Source organism: Acidicapsa dinghuensis, from assembly GCF_025685685.1.
Lineage (GTDB): Bacteria > Acidobacteriota > Terriglobia > Terriglobales > Acidobacteriaceae > Acidicapsa > Acidicapsa dinghuensis.
This window is the reverse complement of the sequence record NZ_JAGSYH010000004.1, coordinates 331,895-356,620: the sequence shown is the minus strand read 5'-3', so window position 1 is coordinate 356,620 and position 24,726 is coordinate 331,895. Positions and strand designations below refer to the sequence as shown.

The following is a 24,726-nucleotide window of genomic DNA, read 5'->3' as shown; positions in this document are numbered from 1 at the left end:
GGAATATGAGAAGACAGCCATGGGACGGTCAATATCGGTGGCGGTTCCCGATGTTTTACCCAATGGCAGCATGCCTGCGCAGGTTTCCAACGAACGGCTGAACCGGCACTTCGATATTTTCAGCCAGGATGGGAAGGTATATCAGAGCGAATTTGCCACGGGGTCGGACGCGAACGAGATTTTCCGAGACACACGAGAGGTGAGGTGGTTTATCGGTTCCGGCATCAACGGGTACGGACCGGTGGTAGAGCGGGACCACTATCTGTTTCAGGGGCCAGTGTCGTTTTACACCAAACCGGGACAGTGGGGGGCATCACCGGGATACGAGTATGCCGATCTCGGGTTTAACCGGCCAATTCTGCCAGGGTGCATGTTCTGCCACTCTGGGCGTACCAGCGTCGTCGAAGGGGCCAACGGCGAATATGGCGATCCAGTGTTTCATGAAGCCTCGATCGGTTGTGAAAATTGCCACGGACCCGGAGCGGCGCATATTGCAGCCATGAGCAAGCCAGGGATGATGCCAGCGAGCACTGCGATTGTGAATCCGTCGCGACTAACGCCGTATATGGCGGACAACGTCTGCATGGCGTGCCACCAGACGGGCGATGTGCGTGTGCTGAAGCCGGGCAAGAGCTATGCGGATGTAAGGCCGGGGAAGCCTTTGGATAATGTGCTGTCGATCCTGCTGATTCCGCCGACGCGCGAGCATCCTCCTGATGCTGATCATGTGGAGCACTACTACTCGATGATGCTCAGCAAATGTTATCGCGCTAGTGGTGGAAAGCTAAGTTGCATTACCTGTCACGATCCGCATGTGCAGCCGACCCGCGCGGAAGCGCCCGCATACTTTGCGAAGAAGTGCATGACCTGCCACACGAATCAGAGTTGTAAGATTCCGCTGGAGCAGCGCTTGAAGCAGACGCCGGCGAATGATTGCGCAGGTTGCCATATGCCGAAGCGCGATATTCAAGTGATCTCACACTCGAGCGCGACGAATCACCGTATTCTGGCGCGACCAGATGAGCCTTTTCCCGAGGAGACGTTCAAGCAGACGACGGCGTCGTTGCCCGATCTTGTGGATCTTGATCCGGCGCCAGAAGCGAAGAATGCGCCGCTACCGAAGCTAACGTTGCTCGAGGCTTATGGCACGCTCTCCACGGATCATCCGGAATATACGGAAGCGTATCTGAAGCTGTTATCGGAACTGGAACAGTCGATGCCTGACAGTGTTCTAGTGCAGGCGGGCGCAGGCAGGCGTGAATTGCAGAGCAGAAACTATGCCGCAGCAGAAGATCACCTGCGGCGCGCTGTGAAGCTCGGGCCGCCGCGAGCGACAACATATGCCGATCTTGCTGAGGCGCTCAATCAGCAAGGGCGCAAACAGGAGGCGCTGGATGCGCTGAATCAGGCGTATGCGCTGGATCCGTTTAATCCGCAGATTCAGAAAGCGCGCGTCGGCAGGCTGATCGATCTGAAGCAGTATCGCGAGGCGTTAGCTGCCATTGAGCATTATGTTGATGTGTTTCCGCAGGATGAGTTCATGCGTCAGATGCTTGCGAGGGCGCGTCAACAGCCGCTGTAATTCTGAGCAAGGGTTATTGTTTGATGGAAGTGTAGAGCTTTTTCTGAACGATGCCCTTGCCCTGCTGAATGGTCACGACTTCGTCTGCGGCCACTCCTGCAAGGGTTTCAGTCTTGCCGTCAGACCAGCGGACGGAGATGTCCGCTGTGGTTGCTTTGCCGAGTCCGAAATGAAGGCGCAGATCGTTCTGCGAAATGTACGATCCGCCACTGCGAATCTCGTCCATCTGCTTTACCTTGTCGGCGGTCACGGTGATGCGGGCTCCGATGGCGTCGCGTCCCGTAGCCGTGAGTGCTCGAATAAGAATGGAGTGGCCGAGAGACGGAGCGTTGTTGCGTAGAAGGCTTGGCGCTTCGCCCATGTTGACGATGACGATCTCTTCGCGGCCATCGTTGTTGAGGTCTCCAACGGCGAGACCACGCGACGCGTGCGGCGTGTTGATGCCGGGGCCGGCTTGCGGCGAGAGATCATAAAATTGTCCGTCGCCACGGTTCCAGTAGAGCAGGCGTTTCTGCTTGAACGCCTCGCTGGTGTGGCCGGAGTCAACTTCGGGATAGACATGGCCGTTGGCGAGGATCAGATCTTTCCATCCGTCGTTGTCGAAGTCGATTGCGGCAGTGCCCCAACCGAGGTAGCGCGTATTGACGGCAAGACCTGTGTCGATGGTGTCGTCGGAAAAGTTGTTGCTGCCCTGATTGCGATAGAAGGTATGAGTGTCGTCGGCGAAGTTGGTTTTGAAGATGTCGAAGCGGCCTTTGTGAAAGAAGTCTGCCGCGGCCGCGCCCATGCCTGCTTGTTCACGGCCCTCATCGTTGTAGGCGAGTCCTGAGGAGACACCGATCTCTTCAAAGCGTTTGCCGCCAAGGTTGTGGAAGTAGAGGCTTGCTGTGGAGTCGCATGCAATAAAGATATCGGGCCATCCATCATTGTCGAAATCATCGATGACGGGTGAGAAGCCGTAATAGTTTTTGGGCGTAGTGATGTGCATGGCGTCAGAGACATCGGTGAAATGTCCATGACCGTCGTTCTGGTAGAGCGTCACTGTTTCCGCGGGCAGACCGCGCGGACCGCAGATGACGGACATACCTTTCCACTCGCATTGTGAGCGTTCGCCGGGGTGCGGTGTCTTAGCTGGATCGAACTCAATGTAGTGGACGACGATCAGATCGAGGAAGCCATCGCGATTGAAGTCGAAGAAAGCGCAGCCGGTACTCCAGCGCGTCTGAGGGGAGGCAAGGCCGCGGCTTTCCGTTTCATCGCGGAAGGTGCCGTTGCCCTGGTTGTGATAGAGAACGTTGCGTCCCCACTCGGTGATGAAGATGTCGTTATAGCCATCGTTGTCGATGTCACCGGCGCAAACGCCTTGTCCCCAGCCAGTGTGCGTGAGGCCTGCTTTTTGCGTGACATCTTCAAACTTGAAATTGCCGAGATTGTGATAGAGCACCGCTTCGGGGGTTGCTGCGCCGGATTGGAATTTGCCGCCATTGACGAGCAGGATATCGGGAAGGCCATCGTTGTCGTAATCAACGATGGCGACGCCGTTGCCTGTGGTTTCAACGATGTATTGCTTGTTTTTCTCGGCGCCTGAGACATTCACTGCGGTGAGTCCTGCTTGTGCAGCGATGTCTTCGTAGTTGACAACTGGCGGCTTCATGCCTGGGGGTAGCGGACGCGCAGGCACGGCGACACCATTGCCGGTGGCAACACCCATCTGAGACCAAAGCCCATGAGGAAGCAGAAGAAAGAGAGACGCGACAATCAGCGTCAGGGAAGCGTGGCACCGTAATTCCATATCCTGCGCGGGATTGTAGCAGTGCGTGTGGGATGCTGCGAAATGGCGGTTGCGGCATCGTGCCGAGTGAATAGCGGCCATGGTATAAATGGAAGCCAATCGCCCCGAAGCTCAGATGTGCTCTCGGACGGTTTCACTCTGTGACACGGAGATTTCACAAATCTTGCCTAAACCGGCGCAGACTTCGAGTTCTGTTACATGGCCCTCGGAGCCGAAACGCGGGGCGGCGCTGAGAGTGTGGAATCTATGGGGAGGGTGTGCCGCCGTGCTTGTGTTCTCGGCGGTCCCAGGGCTTGCTGCGGCGCAGGCGACTTCTCCGTGCCATGGTCCCGCGGACATTGAGAAAGCAATCGCAACGCATCCGACGGCAGCGGCTTATGATGCGCTCGGAGCGCATTTCGCAAGTGAACAAAAATTTGGATGCGCGATTTCAGCTTTTGAATCAGCGGTTAAGCTCGACCCGGGTTCATGGCAAGGGCATTACAACCTTGGTGTAGCGCTGTTTACCAGCGGTAAGGCGCAGCGGGCTGCAGTGGAGTTGAGTGCGGCTTCAAAGTTGAATCCCGGCACGGAGCAGATTCTGCTGCCACTGGGATTTGCACTGAGCAAGACAGGGAAGAATGACGAAGCAATTCAGGTGTTTCAGCAGATCCTTGAAAAGGATCCGCAATCGGTAAAGGCGCTGGATGGATTGACGAAGGCTTATATCGAAGAGAAGCGTTATACGGCGGCGATTGCAGCCTTGAAGAATGCACCTGCGGATGAAGTGCTTCAGCTTAATCTGGCGATAGCTTATTCGAAGAATGGCGATACCGATTCCGCGCTCAAGACGATGCAGGCGATCGTTCAGGAACATCCGGATTACGCGCAGGCACATTTCAATCTTGGAATCGTGTACACCCAGCTTGATCGTTTCGGCGAGGCTGCGCCGGAGTTCGCGCAGGCGTTGCGCATTGATCCGTCCGATGATGTGACTAGGGTATCTTATTTGAAGGCACTGGTGGTGCTGGCGCAGTTTGATAAAGCACAGCCGGTCGTGAGCGAGTATCTGCAACGAAAGCCGCATGACTTTGACGCGCTGTATCTGAGCGGCGTAGTGAATCGCGGACTTGGCAACTATACGGATGCGGAGAAAGAATTACGCGCGGCTGTGCGGATGAAGCCCGCAGATTTTGACGCATCGTACAACCTCGGTTTTGTGCTGGCGCATGAGGGCAAGGCGGCCGAAGCAAAGCCTATACTGGAGCAGGCTTTGAAAGTGCAGCCGAACTCGAGCAAGGCGCGGTTTCAGCTCGCCAACGTGCTGCGTACTCTGGGTGATGCGGAAGAGTCGAAAAAGCAGCTTGCCCTCTTTGAGAAAGAGAAAGCAGCCGAGGGGCAGGAGATTGCTGCTAATGTAACCGCCAACCAGGGCAATCAGGATCTGGAGACAGGAGACGCGCAGACAGCGGTTGCGAAATATCGCGATGCGATTACGAAAGATCCAAACAACGCGCGCACCTATTACAATCTGGCGTTGGCGTTGGATAAAACCGGAGATGAGAGCGCCGAACATGACGCGCTGATAAAGGCCGAGCAACTCGATGCCAATCTGGCCCCGGTTCACAACCAGCTGGGGATGCTTGCCCTGAAGGCGAACCGCGCAGCAGAGGCCGAGAAGGAGTTTAAGACCGCGATCTCTATCGACCCGGAATACGCTGAGGCACAGAACAATCTCGGAGTGCTGTACGGACAGACGAATCGCGGCTCCGAAGCGGAAGAGCTTTTCCGCAAGGCGACAGAGAATAATCCGAAGTACGCGCAGGCGTTTGCGAATCTCGGCATCATTCTGGCAAGCGAAGGAAGCTTTGCCGATTCGGCGCAGGCGCTGGATAGCGCGACGAAGCTGGAGCCGAACAATCCTGCGTCGCTGAGTGCCTATGCGATGGTGCTGGTGCGGTTGAATCGCAGCAGTGAGGCGATGCCTCTGTTTCGTAAGGTTGTGACACTCGATCCTAAATCTGTCGGTGCACATTTGAATCTTGGCATTGCTCTTGCAGATGGGTTCGATCTGAATGGCGCGCTTGCTGAGTTTTCGACAGCAGCGCAACTCGATCCGCAGAGCGCAATGGCCCATTACAACAAGGGACGTGTTCTGCTCGATTTGCAGCGTAACACAGAGGCAAAGCCAGAGCTTGAGACTGCGGTGAAGCTGGATGCGGGGCAGGCAGATGCCTGGTATTTGCTCGGATTGATCGCGCGGCAGGCGGGTGAGACCGATACGGCAATCGCGACACTCCGCAAGTCAATCCAAGCACGGCCAGACAATGCCGAGGCTGAGTTTATGCTGGGCAAGGAACTGGAGCATAAGGGAGATTCCGCTGGCGCGGCGGAATGTTGGCGCAAAGCTATCCGGTTGCGTCCCGATTACAGTGAGGCGCTATACAGCCTGGCTCGCATCCTGTCGCAAACGAATCCGGATGAGGCAAAGCGGTTACAGGCGCAATTTGAGCAGTTGCAGCAAGAACAGCACATCATGGATCGAGCGCAGTCGCTGGGCAACTTTGCACTTGCCTCAGCCGACGCGCACGATTGGCCGCAGGCTGTTTCGCAGCTGAAGGAAGCGATTCAGGTATGCGGCAATTGCAGTGCAAAGCCGCTGCTTCACAAAGACTTGGGACTGATCTATTGCCATTCTGGAGACATGAAAAACGGTCGCGTCGAACTTCTGGAAGCACAGAAGCTGAATCCCTCGGATGCAGATGTTGCCAAAGCGCTGCGGGTAATTGACACGCCGTCACGGCCCTAGCAGCCTGAACAAATATCTAGATTGAGAAAGATTGTGGCCATCACTCGCGAGACTGACGACCACGTGTGGGATCAGAACGTCTTGAGTGCGATCACTGAGACGTTGGGATCAGGTGCCTCAGTGGGCAGATCGATTTCGAGATTACCGTCGGTCTGGCGGAAGGTGAGCGGCCTGCCGTTGGCAAGCAGCCGTGCTGAAAGGACGCGAGCATCGAGGCCGGGAACGGCGCACTTTCCAGAGGGCCAGTCAAAGAGATGAACGTAGAGTGACTTGCCGCTGGCGGTCGTACGCAGTCCTGTGACGCCTTGTACCGGACCGTACGTGGTGTCGTAAATGGAGTCGCCATTGAGCGTGAGCCAGTTGCCGATGACATGCAGGCGATCCTGAAATTCCGGCTGGATTCGTCCGTCGGGCTGTGGTCCAACGTTGAGCAGGAAGTTGCCGCCGCGGCTGGCGACCTCGACTAGTCCGCGAATGAGTGTTTGCGACGATTTGTAGTTGTGATCGTTTTTGTTGTAGGCCCAGGTGTCGTTAATGGTCATGCAGGTTTCCCAGAGGCGAAAGTCTTCTGGGCGCGGCACGCTGTTCTTGAGCTTGCTTGAAACGCTGGGGGCGATACCGGTGAGTCGCACGCCCTTGGTTGGAATGGCAGTGGGGATGAACTGCTCGGGGGTTTCGTAGTCGCCGTCGACGCCGATGCGATCATTGACCAGCGTTGCCGGCTGCAAGTGGTGGATCATTTCGAGTACGCGAGCACCGTCGTACTTTTCCTGGTGATAGAGACCGTCGAACCAGATGAGTGCGGCAGGTCCGTAGCGAGTGAGCAGTTCGGTAAGTTGAAGCTGCATGTACTGCAGATAGATGGGCCACTCCGGACGGTCAGGCTCGCCGTTCCAGTTGTCGGCGGCCAGTTTGCCGGTGTCGCGAAAGTCGGGATGGTGCATATCCGGCGGAGAGTAATAGAAACCGAGCGGCATGCCGTCCGCACCGCAGGCCTTTGCGAGCATGGCGACGATGTCTTTGCCGTAGGGAGACCTGGTGATTTTGTAGTCGGTGTAGGCCGAATCGAACATGCAGAAACCGTCATGGTGCTTGGTGGTGAAGACCATGTACTGCTGCCCAGCGCTGCGTGCGAGATCGACGAAGGCCTCTGGATCAAAGTTGACGGGGTTAAAGGTCTTGGATAGCGCGACATACTCCGCCTGGGTTATGCCGCCGGTTTTGGGCCGCATGATCGGCCACGAAGCTTCTATGCTGGCCTGTGAGTACGGTCCCCAGTGGATGAACATGCCAAATTTAGCTTTGCGATACCAGGCAGTACGTTCGGTTTCCGATTCTTCTCCGAACCCAAGCCTCGGCAGGAACGGCAGGCAAGAGGCAGCCGCAGCCGACGCGAGAAATTGACGGCGGGTAGACATATAAGCACTCATATCGATGAGAACGCTAGACTTCCGGTGATGAGGTTGTCAAGATAATCCAAAAATAAGCGATTTCTTGAGATCTACAGTTGTTCAACTTTGTCGGTCCAAAAATTTAAGTGCTTAAATTTGGTAATCTGTTGAAGATCCAGCCTAATCCAGATGGAAGACTTCTTCCATTTCAGCCCACCATTCTCCGGGCTTTCGCGTTTCCAGGGGATCCTGAAGTGGCTCCATAACAGCCCACCATTCCTGGGTCTTCTTATGCGCGGCCATGCGAGCCCAGTCGCCGGCGAGATCTGTTCCGTGGTACTCGAAGTAGCCAAAGAGCAGATCGTCTTTGAAATAGATAGAGTAATTGCTGATCTTGCAGTCCTTGATCATCTCAAGCACCTCTGGCCAGACCGCCGCATGATACTGCCGATATGCTTCAGCGCTGCCGGGTTTCAGTCGAATCACCATTCCAAAGCGTTTCATAGTGCTGAACTCCTGTAGAAAGTGCGAATCAGCGCTTTATATAGGGGGCCATTGAGGATATAGGCCCAGTCTCAATAGATCGTTTTGCAAGCGCTTAAATTTATACTTGACGAGCGCAAATTAAGCAATCTAGGATCAATCTTCTAAAAATGAGTGCTTAAAATGCAGAAATCGTCAGTTACTAAATCCGAAGGTCTGGTAAAAGATGCGTTAGCAGAGCGGCTGCGCAGCGAAATTATGCGCGGAGCGTTGAAGCCAGGCGCGCGCATTGTGGAAGGCAAATGGGCGGCGACGTTTGGCGTTGCGCAGGGGTCGATTCGTGAGGCGATCAACATTCTGGCGCAGCAGGGGTTTGTGACCAAGGCCGCTGGCCGCAGCGCGCGGGTGATGCATTTGACCGAGCGCGATGTGGTGCAGATTTACGAGTTGCGCGGTGCTTTGGAAGGTCTTGCGGCAAAGTTGTCTGCAAGCCGGGAGGCTGATTTCAGCGTGCTGCAGGCGTCTGTGGATGGCATGCGGCGCGCGGCGAAAGCGAGTAAGCCGGATGAGCTGCTGGATTGCGATGCGCTCTTTCATCGCGAGCTATGCGAGCTGTCCGGAAACCCATATCTCATCGAACATGCGCGAAGGATTCTGCTGCCGTTCTTCGCGTTTGTCCGCATGCGCGTAGCGGCAAGCGGACAGAGCACCAGCCCTTGGGACAGGGATCTCGAGGCGCATCAGCGTATTCTCGATCTGCTGCGCGAAGGCGAAGGCGAAGTTGCCGAGCAATATGTGAAGCATGCGATGGAGCGCTTTGCGAAGACAGCGTATGCCAACTGGGAAAAGCGAGCTATCGATGGAGCGTGATCTTGAGAAGAAGATTATTGTTGTTACGGGCGGGGCGGATGGCATCGGCCGCGAGTGTGCGCTCGCGTATGCGCGAGAGGGCGCATCGGTCGCGGTGCTCGATGTGGATGGAGCGAAGGCCGAGGCGACGGCTGCGGAATCGGGTGGTGCAAGCATCGGACTTGTTTGCGATGTATCGAAGGGCGCGGAAGTCGAGACCGCACTAAAAAGGGTGCTGGCCTATTATCGGCGCATTGATGCGGTTCATAACAATGCCGGTATCGCGAGCCCGTCGAAGCCGCTGCACGAGACGAGTGAGCAGGAGTGGGACGATCTGCAGCGGATCAATCTCAAATCTGTGTACTGGACGACTCGCTATGCCTTTGCGGCGCTTGCTGAGAGCAAGGGAGCCATTCTCAACACTGCGAGCATGGTGGGGCTGATTGGGCAGCAGAACCATGCGGCATATGTGGCAACCAAGGGCGCGATGATTTCGCTGACGAAAGCAATGGCAGCGGATTATGCGGTTCACGGCATTCGCGTGAATGCTGTGTGTCCGGCAGGAGTGTGGACACCGATGCTTGAGCGGTGGTGCGAGGAGCAGCCAGATCCCGGCAGCATTCGTAAATATCTGGACGATATTCATCTGCTCGGCGCCTGCCCGCACGGAGATGTAATCGCTGATGCGGCAGTGTTTCTGCTTTCAAACAAGGCGCGCTTTATTACGGGCTGTATCTTGCCGGTGAGTGGCGGCGCGGAACTAGGCTACAGGCGATAGGCGGAATGATGAGTTGCGTGATTCGAAGTGTGCGGTCAGTGGATGCCCGCTATACTCTTCCTCCCGGAGCGGGATCGGATTCGGTGCATACCGATCCGGAATATGGCATGGCCATCACGCGGCTGGAGACTGACGGAGCGATTTCCGGATCGGGCATCGCTCTGACGCTTGGCGCAGGAAACAGACTTGTTTGTGATGCTATCGACAGATTGGCCGGCCGGCTTGTGGGCCGCGAGATCAATGAGCTGATGGCGCAGTTTGGAGCGTTTTCACGGCAGCTTGCGGATGATCCATCATTGCGCTGGCTTGGGCCTCATAAGGGTGTTGTACATTTAGCCCTCGCGTCCATCGTCAATGCTTGTTTCGATCTTTGGGCAAAGAGCCGCGGCGTGCCGCTGTGGAAGCTGCTGTTGGATATTACTCCGGAAGAGGTACTGGCAACACTCGATCTCAGCTATGTGGAAGATGTGCTGAGTGAGACTGAGGTGCTTGAACTGTTGCGCGCGCATCGATCGAGCCGTAGCACACGTGAGCCGATTCTTCGTTCCGGATATCCAGGGTACGACACCTCGGTGGGCTGGATGGCGTATGACGATGCCAAGGTGCGCGAGCTTACCAAACAAGCCATGGATAAGGGCTTTCGCGCATTCAAGCTCAAAGTAGGTTCTGCTGACGAGGCGCGTGATCTGCGCCGGGCTGCAATGCTGCGTGAAATCGCAGGTGACGACGGCATTGTGATGTTCGACGCAAACCAGCGGTGGAACCTGCCGAAGGCGCGTGTGATGTGCCGCCAACTCGCAGCATTTCGTCCGTTGTGGATTGAAGAGCCGACCCATCCTGACGACATTGCCGGGCATGCTGCTCTGGCACGCGAGATTGCCCCGGTTTATATCGCGTTAGGCGAGCATGTTTCCAATCGCGTGCTCTTCAAGAATTTTCTGGAATACAAGGCAGTGCATTATGTGCAGGCCGACTGCACGCGTCTTGCAGGCGTAAACGAATTTCTGGTTGTCAGCCTGATGGCAAAAAAGTTTGGATTGCCTGTCGTGCCGCATGTTGGGGACATGGGCCAGATTCACCAGCATCTGGTGCTGTTCAACCATATTGCGCTTGATCATGAAGTTGTTTTTTTGGAGCACATTCCTCATCTGCGCGAGCACTTTGTTTATCCGGCAGAGGTCGCAGGTGGAGTCTACAGAACTCCGCAGCAGCCCGGCGCGTCGACAGACATGATCGTGCCAAAGGCGGAGGGCCGCTGAGTGGCGCCGCATCTTTCGCTGGGAATCGTGTTGACGTTGATTGCCGGATTGATGTCGGGCAATTGCATGCTGCCGATGAAATTCAGCCGAAGCTGGCAATGGGAGCACATCTGGCTTGTCTTCAGCATTGTCTCGTTGTTGATTCTTCCGTGGGCGTTGGCTCTTATGCTGGTCGATCAGCTATTCGTGGTGTATCGCGGGCTTTCGCTGGCTGATATTGCAGTACCGTTTCTCTTTGGGGCTGGATGGGGTATTGCGCAGATCTTATTCGGCATCTCGGTGCGGAGGCTTGGGCTTGGGCTTGCCTATGCCATCATTGTTGGTCTGGGCACGGTGCTGGGGACGCTGGTTCCACTGCTCGTGCAGCACGGATCGCAGGTAAGCACGCATGCACTGATCGAGGTATTTGCCGGCGTGGTTGCGATGATTGTTGGCATCGCGCTCTCCTCGTGGGCTGGTCAGATTCGCGATCGGGATGATAAAGCTGCTTCGCAAAGCAGCAGTGCAAACCGATATGGCAGCGCGGTGTTGATGGCCATCGTGTGCGGATTGATGGCGCCGATGCTGAACTTCTCATTTGCCTTTGGGCAACAGATAGCGGAGCGGGCTGTAAGCATTGGTAACTCCGCGCCGCGTGCAGCTTATGCTGTGTGGCCTGTCGGCCTGCTTGGCGGCTTTTTGCCAAATATTCTGTACAGCCTTTATTTGCTGCAACGCAATCGAAGCTGGAAAGGCTTCGGACGCACAGCAACAGACGCGTTTTTGCCGACTTATATGGGCATCCTGTGGATGGGGGCCTTTGCTCTCTACGGCATGAGCGCGGCCTATCTCGGCACGCTGGGTACCTCTGTAGGCTGGGGATTGTTCCAGATCTTTATGATCCTGACGGCGACGCTATCAGGTGTACTTACAGGAGAGTGGTCGAAGGCGTCGGGCAAGTCAAAGATGCTGCTGGCTCCGGGGCTGCTGTGCCTCGTCTGCGCCACAACGTTGCTGGCCGTGAGCAATCGTTAGCCACTGATTCGCGACGCCCAGCTCTATCACGTTTCTGAACGTCCGGATGGAAAACGATGGGATGGTATGGAGTATCGGGATCCAAAGCGCGGCAGGGGTGTTTTCTACGCGTTTCTTCACTGCGTGCCATCCGGTGCTTCCCGAGGAAGGACGCATCGCGCTCACGTTGCGTCTGATCGGCGGACTCACCACGACGGAGATCGCCTCGGGCGATGAATGGATGCGGGAGCCTCTATCTGAGGAGGCGCCGCGTCTCGCGCATGCTCGTGCAACTTCTCCGGAAGAATCGGAAGTTCACGCACTTCTTGCTCTGATGGAACTGAATGGGTCGCGCACCGCGGGCCGCCGGGGAAGCAATGGTGAGGCGGTCTTGCTGCCGGATCAGGACCGTTCCTTGTGGGCAGGTTCTCTGGGGGGCGTGAAGAGATTCAACGCGCCATTGCAATGACAAAGAACCTGCGGGAACAGGAATTGCTGGCGAACAGGTTGAAGCGGTTGGAGAAGTAGACGTCTCCGTTTAAGCCTGGTTCATGTGCCCATGCCACCGCCGTACGAGTCCCCGGAAGTTGATTGACTCAAATTTCGGCTGCCCTTACTCATCCTGAAATCGCAACATTTAGATATAGATAAAGAAATTCGATCCAACCGACGCAATCTGGGTGTGTGCCCCTGGATGATTTTGGAGCCCAGACAACTCGTCCAAACCGGCTCGCATCAGAGCCATCAATGGCTTCGTATAGCTTATTTTCAGTTAAGCGATCGCAGATTCTTGCCTACCCTTCCTTTTGAATCCGGAGAGAAAAATATGAGCACAGCTGTGGAGGACTCCGTTGGCGGCCAGCAAGGGCCCACGTCTAACGACGATGGGACTTTAGAATCTACATCCCAGGAATATCTCGCCGCGATTCTCGGAAGTCTGCAAACAATGAAGAATGGCGATTTCAGCGTTCGCCTTCCTGGTACGTGGATTGGATTGCCAGGCAAGATAGCCGACAACTTTAACGAGATTGTTGCGGCCAACGAACAAATGGCCATGGAGTTAAAGCGAGTCGGCCAGGCGGTGGGGAAAGAGGGCAAGACCCGGGAGCGGATTCGTATACAGCAACGCCGGGGTGCGTGGGATGACATGGAAGTGTCTGTCAACACGCTGGTAGAAGACCTGCTACGCCTGACAACCGAGGTTACACACGCCATCGCGGCGGTAGCCCAAGGCAATCTCACACGCACAGTGCGGCTCGACGTGGATGGACGCCCTCTCGAAGGCGAGTTCCTGCGCTCGGCAAACATCGTCAACACCATGATTCAGCAGCTCGGCGTGTTTACCGAAGAGGTGGGGCGTGTGGCCCGCGAGGTAGGTACGGACGGTAAACTCGGCGGACAGGCAAAGGTGCCTGGGGTTGCCGGCACGTGGAAAGATCTGACGGATTCCGTCAATTCGATGGCTTCGAACCTAACAGGCCAGGTGAGAAACATTGCCGAAGTTGCCACGGCTGTGGCCAGCGGTGACCTTTCCCGCAAGATCACCGTCGATGTGCGAGGAGAAATTCTGCAGCTGAAAGAGGCCATCAACACCATGGTCGACCAGTTGCGCTCCTTTGCCTCGGAGGTGACACGCGTAGCCCGAGAAGTGGGTACGGATGGCAAGCTTGGCGGCCAGGCGGTTGTGCCCGGCGTGGCCGGCACGTGGAAGGACCTGACAGATTCAGTCAACGCGATGGCCGGGAACCTGACGGCGCAGGTAAGAAACATCGCTGAGGTAACGACGGCCGTGGCCTATGGCGATCTCTCGCGCAAGATCACCGTGGATGTGAAGGGCGAAATTCTGGAGCTGAAAGACACCATCAACACGATGGTCGATCAGCTTAATGCCTTCGCCGGAGAAGTGACGCGCGTGGCTCGTGAGGTGGGTACAGAAGGTAAGCTGGGAGGCCAGGCCAATGTGCCTGGCGTCGCCGGCACGTGGAAAGATCTCACCGACAACGTAAACTTCATGGCCGGAAACCTCACCGGTCAGGTGAGAAACATCGCAGAAGTAGCAACCGCCATCGCTAACGGCGACCTTTCGCGCAAGATCACGGTCGATGTGCGTGGAGAAATTCTGCAGCTCAAAGAAACCTTGAATACAATGGTTGACCAGCTCAACCGGTTCGCCGGCGAAGTGACACGCGTCGCCCGCGAAGTAGGCACCGAGGGCAGGCTTGGCGGACAGGCAAATGTGCCTGGCGTGGCTGGAACATGGAAGGATCTGACGGACTCGGTCAACTCGATGGCTGGCAATCTGACTGCGCAGGTGAGAAACATTGCCGAGGTTACAACAGCTGTGGCTCGCGGCGACCTTTCCCGCAAGATCACTGTGGATGTGAAGGGCGAAATTCTCGAGCTCAAAAACACCATCAACACCATGGTCGATCAGCTCAATGCCTTTGCTGGCGAGGTAACCCGCGTCGCCCGCGAGGTCGGCACCGACGGCAAGCTCGGCGGCCAGGCACAGGTTTCGGGCGTTGCCGGCACTTGGAAAGACCTTACCGACAACGTGAATTTCATGGCTTCAAACCTCACAGGCCAGGTGAGAAATATCGCTGAGGTAGCCACCGCCGTGGCCCGTGGCGATCTTTCGCGCAAGATCACCGTAGACGTGAAAGGTGAGATTCTCGAGCTCAAAGACACGATCAACACCATGGTCGATCAGCTCAATGCATTCGCCAGCGAAGTAACCCGTGTTGCTCGCGAAGTAGGTACAGAAGGAAAGCTCGGCGGACAGGCGAAAGTATCGGGCGTGGCCGGCACATGGAAAGATCTCACCGACAACGTCAACTCGATGGCCTCGAACCTGACAGGCCAGGTAAGAAATATTGCCGAAGTGGCCACCGCAATCGCGAACGGCGATCTCTCCAAGAAAATCACCGTGAACGTAAGCGGCGAGATTCTGCTGCTGAAAGAAACCATCAACACGATGGTGGATCAGCTGAACCGCTTCGCGGGCGAGGTAACGCGCGTGGCCCGCGAAGTTGGTACGGACGGACGTCTTGGCGGACAAGCCAACGTTCCCGGCGTAGCCGGAACATGGAAAGACCTTACCGACTCCGTGAACTCGATGGCCTCTAATCTTACCGGGCAGGTGAGAAACATCGCAGAGGTAACGACAGCCGTAGCTCGCGGCGACCTTTCGCGCAAGATCACGGTCGACGTAAAGGGAGAAATTCTCGAGCTGAAAAACACCATTAACACCATGGTCGACCAGCTCAATGCGTTTGCCGGCGAAGTGACTCGCGTGGCTCGTGAAGTAGGCACCGATGGAAAGCTTGGCGGACAAGCCGCGGTGCCTGGTGTGGCCGGCACATGGAAAGATCTCACCGACTCGGTGAACTTCATGGCCGGTAACCTTACCGCACAAGTGCGCAACATCGCAGAGGTGGCGACTGCCATTGCGAACGGCGATCTCTCGCGCAAGATCACTGTTGACGTCCGCGGCGAAATTCTGCAGCTCAAAGAAACGCTCAACACCATGGTCGAGCAGCTTCGCTCGTTTGCAGCCGAAGTCACGCGCGTAGCTCGCGAAGTTGGATCGGAGGGGCGGCTCGGCGGACAGGCGAATGTTCCCGGTGTCGCCGGGACATGGAAGGACCTGACTGATTCCGTGAACGCGATGGCCGGTAACCTGACTGCGCAGGTGAGAAACATCGCTCAGGTGACAACGGCAGTGGCACGCGGCGACTTGTCACGCAAAATCACAGTCGATGTAAAAGGCGAGATTCTTGAGCTCAAAGACACTATCAATACCATGGTCGATCAGCTCAACGCATTTGCAGCTGAGGTCACGCGAGTCGCTCGTGAAGTGGGAACCGAAGGTAAACTCGGCGGCCAGGCACAGGTACCGGGCGTTGCCGGGACGTGGAAAGATCTAACCGATAACGTTAACGTAATGGCGGCCAACCTCACCGAGCAGGTGCGTGGCATCGTCAAGGTGGTTACAGCCGTTGCCAATGGCGCCCTCACGCAGAAACTCACCGTGAACGCCAAAGGAGAAGTGGCGGCCCTCGCCGAAACGATCAATAACATGACAGACACACTGGCGACATTTGCCGACCAGGTGACGACCGTAGCACGTGAAGTCGGCGTGGAAGGACGTCTTGGCGGGCAGGCCAATGTGCCTGGAGCTGCCGGAACATGGAAGGATCTGACCGGCAACGTGAACCTCCTTGCCGACAATCTCACCAACCAGGTACGTGCAATCGCTGAAGTTGCAACCGCAGTGACGAAAGGCGATCTCACCCGATCCATCCAGGTCGAAGCCCGCGGCGAGGTTGCCGAGCTCAAAGACAACATCAATACGATGATTGACAACCTGCGGCTCACCACTGACCGCAACACCGAGCAGGATTGGCTTAAAACCAATCTTGCTCGGTTCACCGGCATGTTGCAGGGACAGCGCGACCTTGGCACTGTGGGCCGCATGCTGCTTTCCGAGTTGGCGCCTCTAGTGAATGCGCAGCAGGGCATTATCTATCAAATGGGCGGCAGCGAACCTTCGGCGGAGACCGGTGCGCTCGTATTGCTCTCGACTTATGCGGACACACCTGAAGGCCACATTTCGGAAATCAGAATTGGCGAAGGTCTGGTGGGTCAGTGTGCATCAGAGAAGCGGAGGATTTTGATCACCGACCTGCCGAAGAAGACCTCGCCCATTCGCTCCGGGCTGTTCAAAACACCGCCGAAAAATGTCATTGTGCTACCCGTACTCTTTGAGGACCGCGTCAAGGCAGTAATAGAACTTGCCAGTCTGAGCATATTTACTGCGTCACACCTGGCGTTTCTCGAGCAGCTCACGTCGAGCATCGGCATCGTTCTCAACTCGATTGAAGCGACCATGCAGACCGAGGGTCTGCTGAAGCAGTCGCAGCAGCTTGCAGCCGAACTGCAGACGCAAAAGAAGGAACTGCAGCAGACCAACGAACAGCTTGCTCAGAAGGCTCAGCAGCTTGCTGAACAAAACTATGAAGTCGAGCGCAAGAACCAGGAGATTGAACAGGCCCGGCGCGCGCTCGAAGAAAAGGCACGGGAACTTGCCCTGACGTCGAAATACAAGTCCGAGTTCCTGGCTAACATGTCCCACGAGCTACGTACTCCGCTGAACAGCATCCTAGTGCTGGGCCAGCAACTGGCGGAGAATCCCGATGGCAGTCTCTCGCCTAAGCAGGTGGAATTCGCCCGCACCATCCATGGCGCCGGAACAGACCTGCTCAATCTGATCAGCGACATCTTGGATTTGTCGAAGATCGAATCAGGAACGGTTTCTGTCGAAGCTGAAGAGGTCTTTTTCAGCGCGATGCTGGATGGAATTGCTCGCCCATTCCGGCATGAGGCCGAGAATCGCAAATTGTCCTTTGAAGTGGCAGCCGATCATAAAATGGGCCGCAGTCTGGTCACAGATTCGAAGCGCCTGCAACAAGTCTTGAAAAACCTGCTCTCGAACGCCTTCAAGTTCACCGACCATGGAAGTGTAAAACTCTTGGTCTCGAAGGCTACCTCTGGCTGGAGTACGGATCATCCGATTCTGAACGGCGCGGGCTCCGTCATTGCGTTCGAAGTAAGCGACACCGGGATCGGCATTGCGCCTGAAAAACAACGCATCATCTTTGAAGCATTCCAGCAGGCAGATGCCGGCACCAGCCGAAAATTTGGCGGAACCGGCCTGGGGCTCGCTATCAGCCGTGAGTTGGCTAACTTGCTCGGAGGCGAGATTCAGCTGAAGAGCTCACCCGGTCAAGGAAGTACGTTCACGCTTTATTTGCCGCAGACCTATGTCGGTCCAGCAGTGCCAGTAGCGCAACGGAACAGTGAAAAGAGTAACGCCCCTTCGAATACACCGGCCTTTTTGACCACTGTTGCGGTGGTCGAGCAGGATGTGCGAATTGAGGATGATCGCGACAATTTGCAGCCTGGTGATAGTGTGTTGCTAATCGTCGAAGATGATCCACACTATGCTCGCGTGCTGTGCGATCTTTCCCGAGACAACGGTTTCAAAGCTTTGATTGCCAGTACCGGAGCCGAAGCGTTGTCGTTGGCGCACGAGCATAGTCCGACGGCGATCTCGCTGGATGTGTTTCTTCCAGACATGCTCGGCTGGACAGTATTGAATCATTTCAAACAGGATCCAGGAACGCGACATATCCCAGTTCAAATGCTCACGTTGGACGAGGATCGGCATCATGGGTTGTCGCGTGGCGCTTTTGCCTACGTCACGAAGCCTTCGACAACGGAAGAGCTTGATGCAGCTCTAGCTCGTATCCGGGACTATTCGCAGCGCCGCCGCAAACGGCTTCTGGTAGTAGAAGACAATCCAGCGGAACAATTTGCCATTCACGAATTGCTCGGGTATGAAGACATCGAAATTGATATCGCTTCTTCCGGAAGCAGCGCTCTTCACTCTCTGTCAAAAGGAAGCTACGATTGTGTTGTTCTCGACCTCCGTCTTCCCGATATGAGTGGTTTCGACGTACTAGCTCAACTTCGCGATGATCCGGGACTCAAAGACATACCGGTGGTCGTCTTCACTGGAAGGGCGCTCACTCCAGAAGAGGACGCTCAACTTCATACGCTGGCCCGCAGCGTGGTTGTCAAGGATGTCGAGTCGCCCGAACGATTGCTAGACGAAACAGCGCTATTTCTGCACCGAGTGATCGCCGATCTTCCCCGTGAAAAACAACATATGCTCGATCGTTTGCACAGGTCGGATGACGCGCTCTCTAGCCGCAAGGTGCTCGTCGTCGACGATGATGTGCGCAATATTTTTGCTGTGAGTAGCGTACTGGAACGTCGTGGCATGGAAGTGCTATCGGCGGGAACGGGCCGCGAGGCAATTGAAATGATCGAATCGACCCCAGATTTGGCCATCGTGCTCATGGATATCATGATGCCAGGAATGGATGGATACGAAACCATGCAGGTTATCCGGCAAAATCCTACGTTGCGGCGACTACCAATCATCGCGCTCACAGCAAAAGCGATGAAGGGTGATCGTGAAAGATGCCTGGAGGCTGGCGCATCCGAGTATTTAGCCAAGCCAGTCAACACAGAACAACTACTTACTGCTTTGCGGACGTGGTTGCATCGTTGAGATGAATCTATGTTTGAGATCGTTCTCCAAAGCCTGATCGCACGTCCAACATTAGATTCAAATTTAAGGGCCGAACAATAGAGTGAACCAAGGAGCAGCAGCGATGACCGCCGATGACAAAGTCAACATCCTAATGGTGGACGATCAGCTGCCTAAGCTCCTAAGTTATGAGGTGATCCTTGAAGATCTGGGCGAGAACCTGATCAAGGCGCGCTCTGCGAACGAGGCTCTTAGTTTCTTATTGAAGAATAACGAAGTTGCTGTCGTTCTCATGGATGTGAGTATGCCCGAGGTCGACGGCTTCGAGCTTGCCGAAGTCATTCGCCAACATCCTCGCTATCAGAAAACGGCGATCATTTTCATCTCAGGTGTTCACCTTACGGATTCAGATAGGATCCTGGGATACAGCCGAGGTGCCGTTGACTACATCTCCGTGCCAGTCGTCCCTGAAGTGCTGCGCGCAAAAATCAGTGTCTTTGTGGAGCTGTATCGCAAGACTCGTATGCTGGAGGCACTGAACAAAGACCTTGAAAAGCGGGTGGAAGATCGGACTGCAAAACTCAGGCAGAGCGAAGCTGAATTTAGAATGCGGGCGGAGCTACTGAACCTCGCATCCGAGGCCATCATGGTGCGTGCGATGGATGGCGACGCCCTCCAGTTCTGGAATACTGGCGCGGAAAATCTTTTCGGCTGGCGGCGTGACGAGGTGATTGGCCTCGATATGCACAAGCTCTTGCAAACCGTCTTCCCAGTTTCGAGAACGGAGATCGATCGCGCGCTGCGAGAGCATAAATTGTGGGAAGGCAATCTGATCCAAAAAACAAAGAATGGATCGACGATCATCGTCGCATACCGGAAGACTGTGAATGAAGAGAGTAACGCTGTCCTTGAAGTGGGACGCGACATCACAGCACAACTACGTGCTGAAGAAGCTCTGCGGGAGACAGAAAAGTTGGCGGCGATGGGTCGCTTGGCCAGTATTATTGCGCACGAAATCAACAATCCTTTAGCGGCGATCACCAACATTTTTTATCTGCTTCGCGAACACCCCTCGCTGAGCGAAGAGGCGCGGTCGCTTGCAGAGTTGGCAGAACAGGAGCTGTTGCGGGTCAGTCACATCACGCGGCAGACATTAAGTTTTTATCGGGAATCGAAACACCCGATATCGATTTATCTACCGGATCTTCTGGATAGCGTACTCGAATTGCAGCAACGTGCTTTTTCCGCAAGCAGTATCACCGTACGCAAAAAGTACTCACCGGTACCGTGGATAAACGGATTCCCAGTAGAGCTACGGCAGGTATTTCTTAATTTGATCGGAAATGCAATTCAAGCAATGCCAAACGGGGGCACTCTCGGCATTTATGTACGCGAGACTATGGACTGGATGCGTAATGAGCGGGGAGTCATGATCTCCATCATTGATACGGGCATTGGTATCCAACCCGAAGATGCGGACCGTTTGTTTCAACCCTTTTTTAGTACGAAATCAACCAAGGGCACTGGCCTGGGGTTGTGGATCAGCAAGGGCATTATTCAGAAATATGATGGACGAATCAGCTGCAAGAGTTATCGGCGAGGGGAAAGATGTTTCACCTGTTTCCGAGTTTTTCTTCCTAGAGCCACAATGTCACCTCAAAACAAGATGCCGAGCGAGGAGACAGCCAAAATCGATTACGCGGTAACCACAAGTACCAGACTTTAGAACTATCTATGACGGACCGTTCCCCTTTGTCCTGCTGAGAAGCTCGGCAATGGCAATTCCTACAGGACTTTTCGCACACGCTCACATCAATGCCGCGCTTGCCCAATTGGTGCCATGAGCCGTTTGGTCACAAAACGGTCATAAATTTGGCTGCAAAAGATCAGTGCCGCTTTGATCGTTTCTCTAAGTGTACGAAAAGTATGGCGGCTACCGATGATGACGCCAGTTTGTGTCGGATTCTCAGGAATTTCCAATTTAAACTATTGAAAATAAATAATTTGAAATTATGGTGGAGGCGGCGGGAGTCGAACGATTTTTCCACAGTTTAGATTCAATAACTTATCTATTTTCAATTGCTTACAAAACCGCCCAAAGGCCCAAAATGCCGTTTTCTTGGTACAGTTTTGGTACAGTTCTCCGTCTTATTTACGACCTTGTCTCCTTATCTACCAGCCGCGTCGATTTCTTCTTTGAGCTCTTGCTTGAGCTGCCCAAGCAGGACAATCGGAAACTTCTTGACTACTCGCGACTTGTGGAAAGGCCGGACTATTGACATCACTCCCTGTGCTGAATACCAATCCCAACCACTAGCTAATAGTGCGTCGCGCGTTTTGAACATCATTTCCCACGTTTCCAAAAGGAGCAGTTGCGCTTCCCTGGCGCCGTCTTCAATAAGTGGCATGCAGAGGTACTTCTGAAACTCCACAAAACGGAGTTTGCCTCTGCGAAACCAATCATCTGGTCTGTGCCGAATCGAAATGGATACCGCCTGGTCCCGCACGGGTGAATCGATCCAATTGCAAACGATCTCTTGGACCTGACAATCATCGATGAGAAGAGAATCCGGCCCCTGTAGTCCGTCTAATAGAGGTTTGATGATGTTGTCCACGTCCGGAGCCGAATCAGTCTCGTAACGATCCTGCTCATGGATGCTCCACTCAATATGGATCTTTACCTCACCGTGCAGCGTGATCGGGAAAGCCTCCATCGCCTGTCTACAGGCCCGCGTAAAGGCGTCTTTCGTCGCTCTCTTGGACTGCTGCGACGTGGGAGGAAGGCCGATCACAAATGAGATCAGACCAGTTGGCTCGAATTGCACGCTCCACCTCTCTCGTTGTAAATCTCTTGGTTACTTCATACGAGGTGAAAATCCGAAGCCACGCGGTCGCGCAAAGACGTCTCTAGCCCTGCTTGCGAGGCAAATTCGGACCAGCCCTCCAAGGCAGATCGGACTTCGGCAAGTATCTGCCGCGGCTTCCTCACGCCGAACCGGTCGGCGTCCTCAAGCAAATCGTCCCGCGTAATTCCCTGGAACTTTCCGTTGACGCTCATAAGGTGCTGGTATGTCCATTCGCCCTTAGGGTTGTAAGCATGGGTGACATCGTATGCAGGAGCCAGTTCCCACGCCCTGCCTTGTTTCAGAAGGAAGGCGAAATTTTTCGTGTGATCGTCGCAATTGCGAGCCATCACATTAAAGGCCATGCGCCGGAATGCCTGGGTCACTGCCTCATCGCCAAGATCGAGTTTCGCTATCGTCAAGAAGAGTTGGGCATAGGCGTGAGTCCCACGCTGCCTGAAATCGAGGTGATTCATCGCGCAGAGTGTTTGCAGGTGGTGTTTGTGCGTATGACCGCGAGCCGTAACGTCACGATCGAAGCGTCTGGTCATAAAATGCGCTCGACCGTTTTCCTCCAATAGCCGGCAATCGGACATCGAGATTCCCGCCGCCTTCGCCATTAGCGAATAGGCATATTCGATACGGCCGTACCCTTCGCCGGTTCCCAATTCTTTGTCTTTGCCGATGCCGTCGAATTTAAGCAGCCAATGCTCGAATCCTGGCGCCGCATCGAACTGCCCGCTGCGCACTTCATCAGTTTTTGGATTCCAAGCGATTACCGCCTTCGCGCGCGCGCCGCCCGCTGAAGTGCCCACCTTGATGATGTTGGCGAGCGCGGCTTTGGCCTCGGTATCGACCGAGAAGTTGCCCTGAACCAACCGGCGTGCTTCCTCTACGAGTTGCCGCATCGCAATCGGAGTTGCGCTTTCCTTGTGCGATCCTCGTGCCGGTCGAAACTCCAATGCGCCCATGCCGCGCTGGCCCATGTAGGCCAGCCGATCCAAAACCGTGATGGAACTCCTGTCGATGCCTTTCGTTGCCATCCAGGCATCAATCAGTGCATTGCCAAAATCATCGGGAAGCGCATCGGCCAGCATAGCGGGCAGTCCAAGGTACGTTGCTTTCGGAAGCGCGGGAAACACAAATGTCCCACGTCGGTCTGCGAGAGGCATTGTTAGTGGCGCTACTTCGATTTCTTTCCGTTTCCATGCCGGATCGTAGGCAAAGGCATAACAGTCGAGGCTTGGATCTGGCGCGACAGCACCAACCCGGCTGCCCCACATCCGAACTTCAATTACTTGGACCGGTTTCATCAGTCGTGCCTTTGAACCGTGCGAGGATGGCGAACCCGTTGGCGCATTTTTGCGTTGCGTAAAAGCGCGAGAGGATTGACCGATGGCTTGGGCGCAAGCATCTCGATGCCTTCCAGCGAGTCCAGCGCTTTGAGAACCCTAAGGAGTGATTCCACGGTGGAGCCACGCCCGGCTTCCAGATTTCGCAGCGCCTTTTCGGAGATTCCAGCCTTTTCAGCAGTGGTATGCTGATCCAGATTCTTGGCCAGGCGGAGGCTGTGCAGTTGTTCTCCGAGACTTCTTTGAAGTTCGTCAATGGATTTAAATGGCATTTTGTCCATATCGGTATAATATTACCGTTTGTGATGTTTTTCAAGCATAATTGGTATCATTATGCCGTTTATGTGGATGTCTATCATAAGCGCGCGCCGCGCGTTGGATGGTCTACGATAATCAGCATAATTTTACCTTTTATTGGCTTCGTTGGCGATAATCGGTAAAGTTGTGCTTTTTATGTGATAATGCCTGCGCTCAACTTCCCGGTCAGATCAGAACTTGTAACGGTCCACAAAAGACGCGACTCCCTTATTCAAGGGGTCATTTCCCGACGCAACCCAGTTGGCCCATTTGACCCAGCGAGCCATTTCAGGCGTGTTTTTCTGCTCCTCAGAAGCCTGGCTCAACACCTGAGCAATAAAGGAGCGCAGGTCCACCGCAGTCCGCCAGCTTTGCATATCTGAATCCATTTGCTGCCTGCGAGCCCGTTCCAAATCGCGTTGGCGAAATTCTTCGTGTATTTCAGCGTTTCTGCGCTCACACTCAAGCCGATCTTTGCGGATGGCCGCACTCAATTCCACAAGGGAGGGCATCATGTCATTAAGCTGATCTTCCAGCAATCGCCGAGCACCATCCGCCCACGTTTTTCGATAACCCTGAGCCCAATAGGCATGAATGCGAAAGACGAGCCTTGTTTCGAGCGCATTTTCGGAATCGGTGCTCTGTTTTCCGTTTGCAGCTAATCTCGCATCAGTTTTTTTCTTCTCTTCGTTCAGCGAGAATTGCAGTGGTTCGTCGTTGATGATGACAACCGAGCCACCACTTGTCCCGGAACGCACTTCAACCTTGAACCCGCGATCCTCAAAGGCGTGGAGCATTGTGCTGAGGAGGCTGAGAGCCCTATCCTGCGATGATCTGCCGACGTGGACAGCCAATGACAGCTCCTTGTCACTCTGTGAACTTCTGCCGTTGAGAATGGTGCGCGTCTTACGCACGAGAGGGTGCAGCTCTCGATTCGGATCGCTGGAGATTCGGTGCCCAGTATCGGCTTCGAACTCCTGTTGTTTTACGACTGCGTCCGGAATAGCACGCGAACGGGGCAGAACGGGGGAAATAGTGGCTTCCTCTTGCGCCCCATCAGGCAGTCTCGGAAGTTTGGGGTGCGAGATTTGCTGACCGTGCTGGATTCTCGCCCAGTAGCCGCGCTGCGGAATCGGCACCTGAAGCTTGCGGCAAACCTTCGCCAACGCTACGTCTGATACGTTGTAGCGCACGGCGAGTTT

At 55.1% G+C, this 24,726-nt stretch carries 16 protein-coding genes; 9 read left to right on the top strand and 7 right to left on the bottom strand.

What is annotated here, in order from left to right; genetic code table 11:
- The first annotated feature begins 19 nt into the window (after window positions 1–19).
- Window positions 20–1,582, top strand: a complete 1,563-nt coding sequence (locus OHL22_RS12440; RefSeq protein ID WP_263337622.1) for a tetratricopeptide repeat protein — start codon at window positions 20–22, stop codon at window positions 1,580–1,582.
- 13 nt (window positions 1,583–1,595) lie between these two features.
- Here OHL22_RS12440 and OHL22_RS12435 read toward each other — a convergent pair whose 3' ends face one another.
- On the bottom strand, window positions 1,596–3,473 hold the full coding sequence (locus OHL22_RS12435) for a CRTAC1 family protein (RefSeq protein ID WP_263337620.1): 1,878 nt from the start codon (window positions 3,471–3,473) through the stop codon (window positions 1,596–1,598).
- Between the two features lie 166 nt (window positions 3,474–3,639).
- Between OHL22_RS12435 and OHL22_RS12430 the strand changes: the two genes are divergently transcribed.
- Window positions 3,640–6,162, top strand: coding sequence for a tetratricopeptide repeat protein (locus tag OHL22_RS12430; protein WP_263337616.1), 2,523 nt, complete (start codon window positions 3,640–3,642; stop codon window positions 6,160–6,162).
- A gap of 71 nt (window positions 6,163–6,233) precedes the next feature.
- Here the strand turns inward: OHL22_RS12430 and OHL22_RS12425 are convergent, their stop codons facing one another.
- Window positions 6,234–7,580: an alpha-L-fucosidase gene (locus tag OHL22_RS12425; protein ID WP_263337613.1), complete on the bottom strand. Its 1,347-nt coding sequence runs from the start codon at window positions 7,578–7,580 to the stop codon at window positions 6,234–6,236.
- A gap of 153 nt (window positions 7,581–7,733) precedes the next feature.
- Window positions 7,734–8,057 (bottom strand): L-rhamnose mutarotase, encoded by a 324-nt coding sequence (locus OHL22_RS12420; protein WP_263337611.1) that lies wholly within the window; start codon window positions 8,055–8,057, stop codon window positions 7,734–7,736.
- Window positions 8,058–8,219: 162 nt separating this feature from the next.
- Between OHL22_RS12420 and OHL22_RS12415 the strand changes: the two genes are divergently transcribed.
- The 7 genes from OHL22_RS12415 to OHL22_RS12385 all read left to right on the top strand — a co-directional run bounded on the left by OHL22_RS12415 (window position 8,220) and on the right by OHL22_RS12385 (window position 20,758).
- Window positions 8,220–8,906, top strand: a complete 687-nt coding sequence (locus tag OHL22_RS12415; protein WP_263337608.1) for a GntR family transcriptional regulator — start codon at window positions 8,220–8,222, stop codon at window positions 8,904–8,906.
- Window positions 8,869–9,663: an SDR family NAD(P)-dependent oxidoreductase gene (locus OHL22_RS12410; RefSeq protein ID WP_263337605.1), complete on the top strand. Its 795-nt coding sequence runs from the start codon at window positions 8,869–8,871 to the stop codon at window positions 9,661–9,663. Before OHL22_RS12415 ends, OHL22_RS12410 begins: the two co-directional genes overlap by 38 nt.
- 8 nt (window positions 9,664–9,671) lie before the next feature.
- Window positions 9,672–10,922: an enolase C-terminal domain-like protein gene (locus OHL22_RS12405; protein ID WP_263337601.1), complete on the top strand. Its 1,251-nt coding sequence runs from the start codon at window positions 9,672–9,674 to the stop codon at window positions 10,920–10,922.
- Window positions 10,923–11,936, top strand: coding sequence for an L-rhamnose/proton symporter RhaT (locus OHL22_RS12400; RefSeq protein WP_263337598.1), 1,014 nt, complete (start codon window positions 10,923–10,925; stop codon window positions 11,934–11,936).
- A gap of 97 nt (window positions 11,937–12,033) precedes the next feature.
- Window positions 12,034–12,384 (top strand): DUF6596 domain-containing protein, encoded by a 351-nt coding sequence (locus tag OHL22_RS12395; protein ID WP_263337594.1) that lies wholly within the window; start codon window positions 12,034–12,036, stop codon window positions 12,382–12,384.
- A 357-nt stretch (window positions 12,385–12,741) separates the two neighbouring features.
- Window positions 12,742–19,053 (top strand): HAMP domain-containing protein, encoded by a 6,312-nt coding sequence (locus tag OHL22_RS12390; protein ID WP_263337590.1) that lies wholly within the window; start codon window positions 12,742–12,744, stop codon window positions 19,051–19,053.
- A 103-nt stretch (window positions 19,054–19,156) separates the two neighbouring features.
- Window positions 19,157–20,758 carry an ATP-binding response regulator gene (locus tag OHL22_RS12385; RefSeq protein ID WP_263337587.1) on the top strand — a complete coding sequence of 534 codons (1,602 nt, stop codon included), beginning with the start codon at window positions 19,157–19,159 and terminating at the stop codon, window positions 20,756–20,758.
- A 442-nt stretch (window positions 20,759–21,200) separates the two neighbouring features.
- Here the strand turns inward: OHL22_RS12385 and OHL22_RS12380 are convergent, their stop codons facing one another.
- From OHL22_RS12380 to OHL22_RS12365, 4 genes are all read right to left on the bottom strand, one after another.
- Window positions 21,201–21,857, bottom strand: coding sequence for a RusA family crossover junction endodeoxyribonuclease (locus OHL22_RS12380; protein ID WP_263337584.1), 657 nt, complete (start codon window positions 21,855–21,857; stop codon window positions 21,201–21,203).
- Between the two features lie 35 nt (window positions 21,858–21,892).
- Window positions 21,893–23,188 carry a type II toxin-antitoxin system HipA family toxin gene (locus tag OHL22_RS12375; RefSeq protein ID WP_263337582.1) on the bottom strand — a complete coding sequence of 432 codons (1,296 nt, stop codon included), beginning with the start codon at window positions 23,186–23,188 and terminating at the stop codon, window positions 21,893–21,895.
- Window positions 23,188–23,499, bottom strand: a complete 312-nt coding sequence (locus OHL22_RS12370; protein ID WP_263337580.1) for a helix-turn-helix domain-containing protein — start codon at window positions 23,497–23,499, stop codon at window positions 23,188–23,190. The genes OHL22_RS12375 and OHL22_RS12370 overlap by 1 nt, the downstream gene beginning before the upstream one ends.
- Window positions 23,500–23,715: 216 nt before the next feature.
- A complete protein-coding gene (locus OHL22_RS12365) occupies window positions 23,716–24,321 on the bottom strand; it encodes a hypothetical protein (protein WP_263337577.1) in 606 nt (201 codons plus the stop codon).
- Window positions 24,322–24,726: the final 405 nt, after the last annotated feature.

Bases quoted from the DNA above. Each gene is read 5' to 3' on its own strand.
- OHL22_RS12440 (WP_263337622.1), top strand. From the start codon at position 20: ATGGGACGGTCAATATCGGTGGCGGTTCCCGATGTTTTACCCAATGGC.
- OHL22_RS12425 (WP_263337613.1), bottom strand. From the start codon at position 7,580: ATGTCTACCCGCCGTCAATTTCTCGCGTCGGCTGCGGCTGCCTCTTGC.
- OHL22_RS12420 (WP_263337611.1), bottom strand. From the start codon at position 8,057: ATGAAACGCTTTGGAATGGTGATTCGACTGAAACCCGGCAGCGCTGAA.
- OHL22_RS12415 (WP_263337608.1), top strand. From the start codon at position 8,220: ATGCAGAAATCGTCAGTTACTAAATCCGAAGGTCTGGTAAAAGATGCG.
- OHL22_RS12410 (WP_263337605.1), top strand. From the start codon at position 8,869: ATGCCAACTGGGAAAAGCGAGCTATCGATGGAGCGTGATCTTGAGAAG.
- OHL22_RS12405 (WP_263337601.1), top strand. From the start codon at position 9,672: ATGAGTTGCGTGATTCGAAGTGTGCGGTCAGTGGATGCCCGCTATACT.
- OHL22_RS12390 (WP_263337590.1), top strand. From the start codon at position 12,742: ATGAGCACAGCTGTGGAGGACTCCGTTGGCGGCCAGCAAGGGCCCACG.
- OHL22_RS12385 (WP_263337587.1), top strand. From the start codon at position 19,157: ATGACCGCCGATGACAAAGTCAACATCCTAATGGTGGACGATCAGCTG.
- OHL22_RS12375 (WP_263337582.1), bottom strand. From the start codon at position 23,188: ATGAAACCGGTCCAAGTAATTGAAGTTCGGATGTGGGGCAGCCGGGTT.
- OHL22_RS12370 (WP_263337580.1), bottom strand. From the start codon at position 23,499: ATGCCATTTAAATCCATTGACGAACTTCAAAGAAGTCTCGGAGAACAA.
- OHL22_RS12365 (WP_263337577.1), bottom strand. From the start codon at position 24,321: ATGCTCCACGCCTTTGAGGATCGCGGGTTCAAGGTTGAAGTGCGTTCC.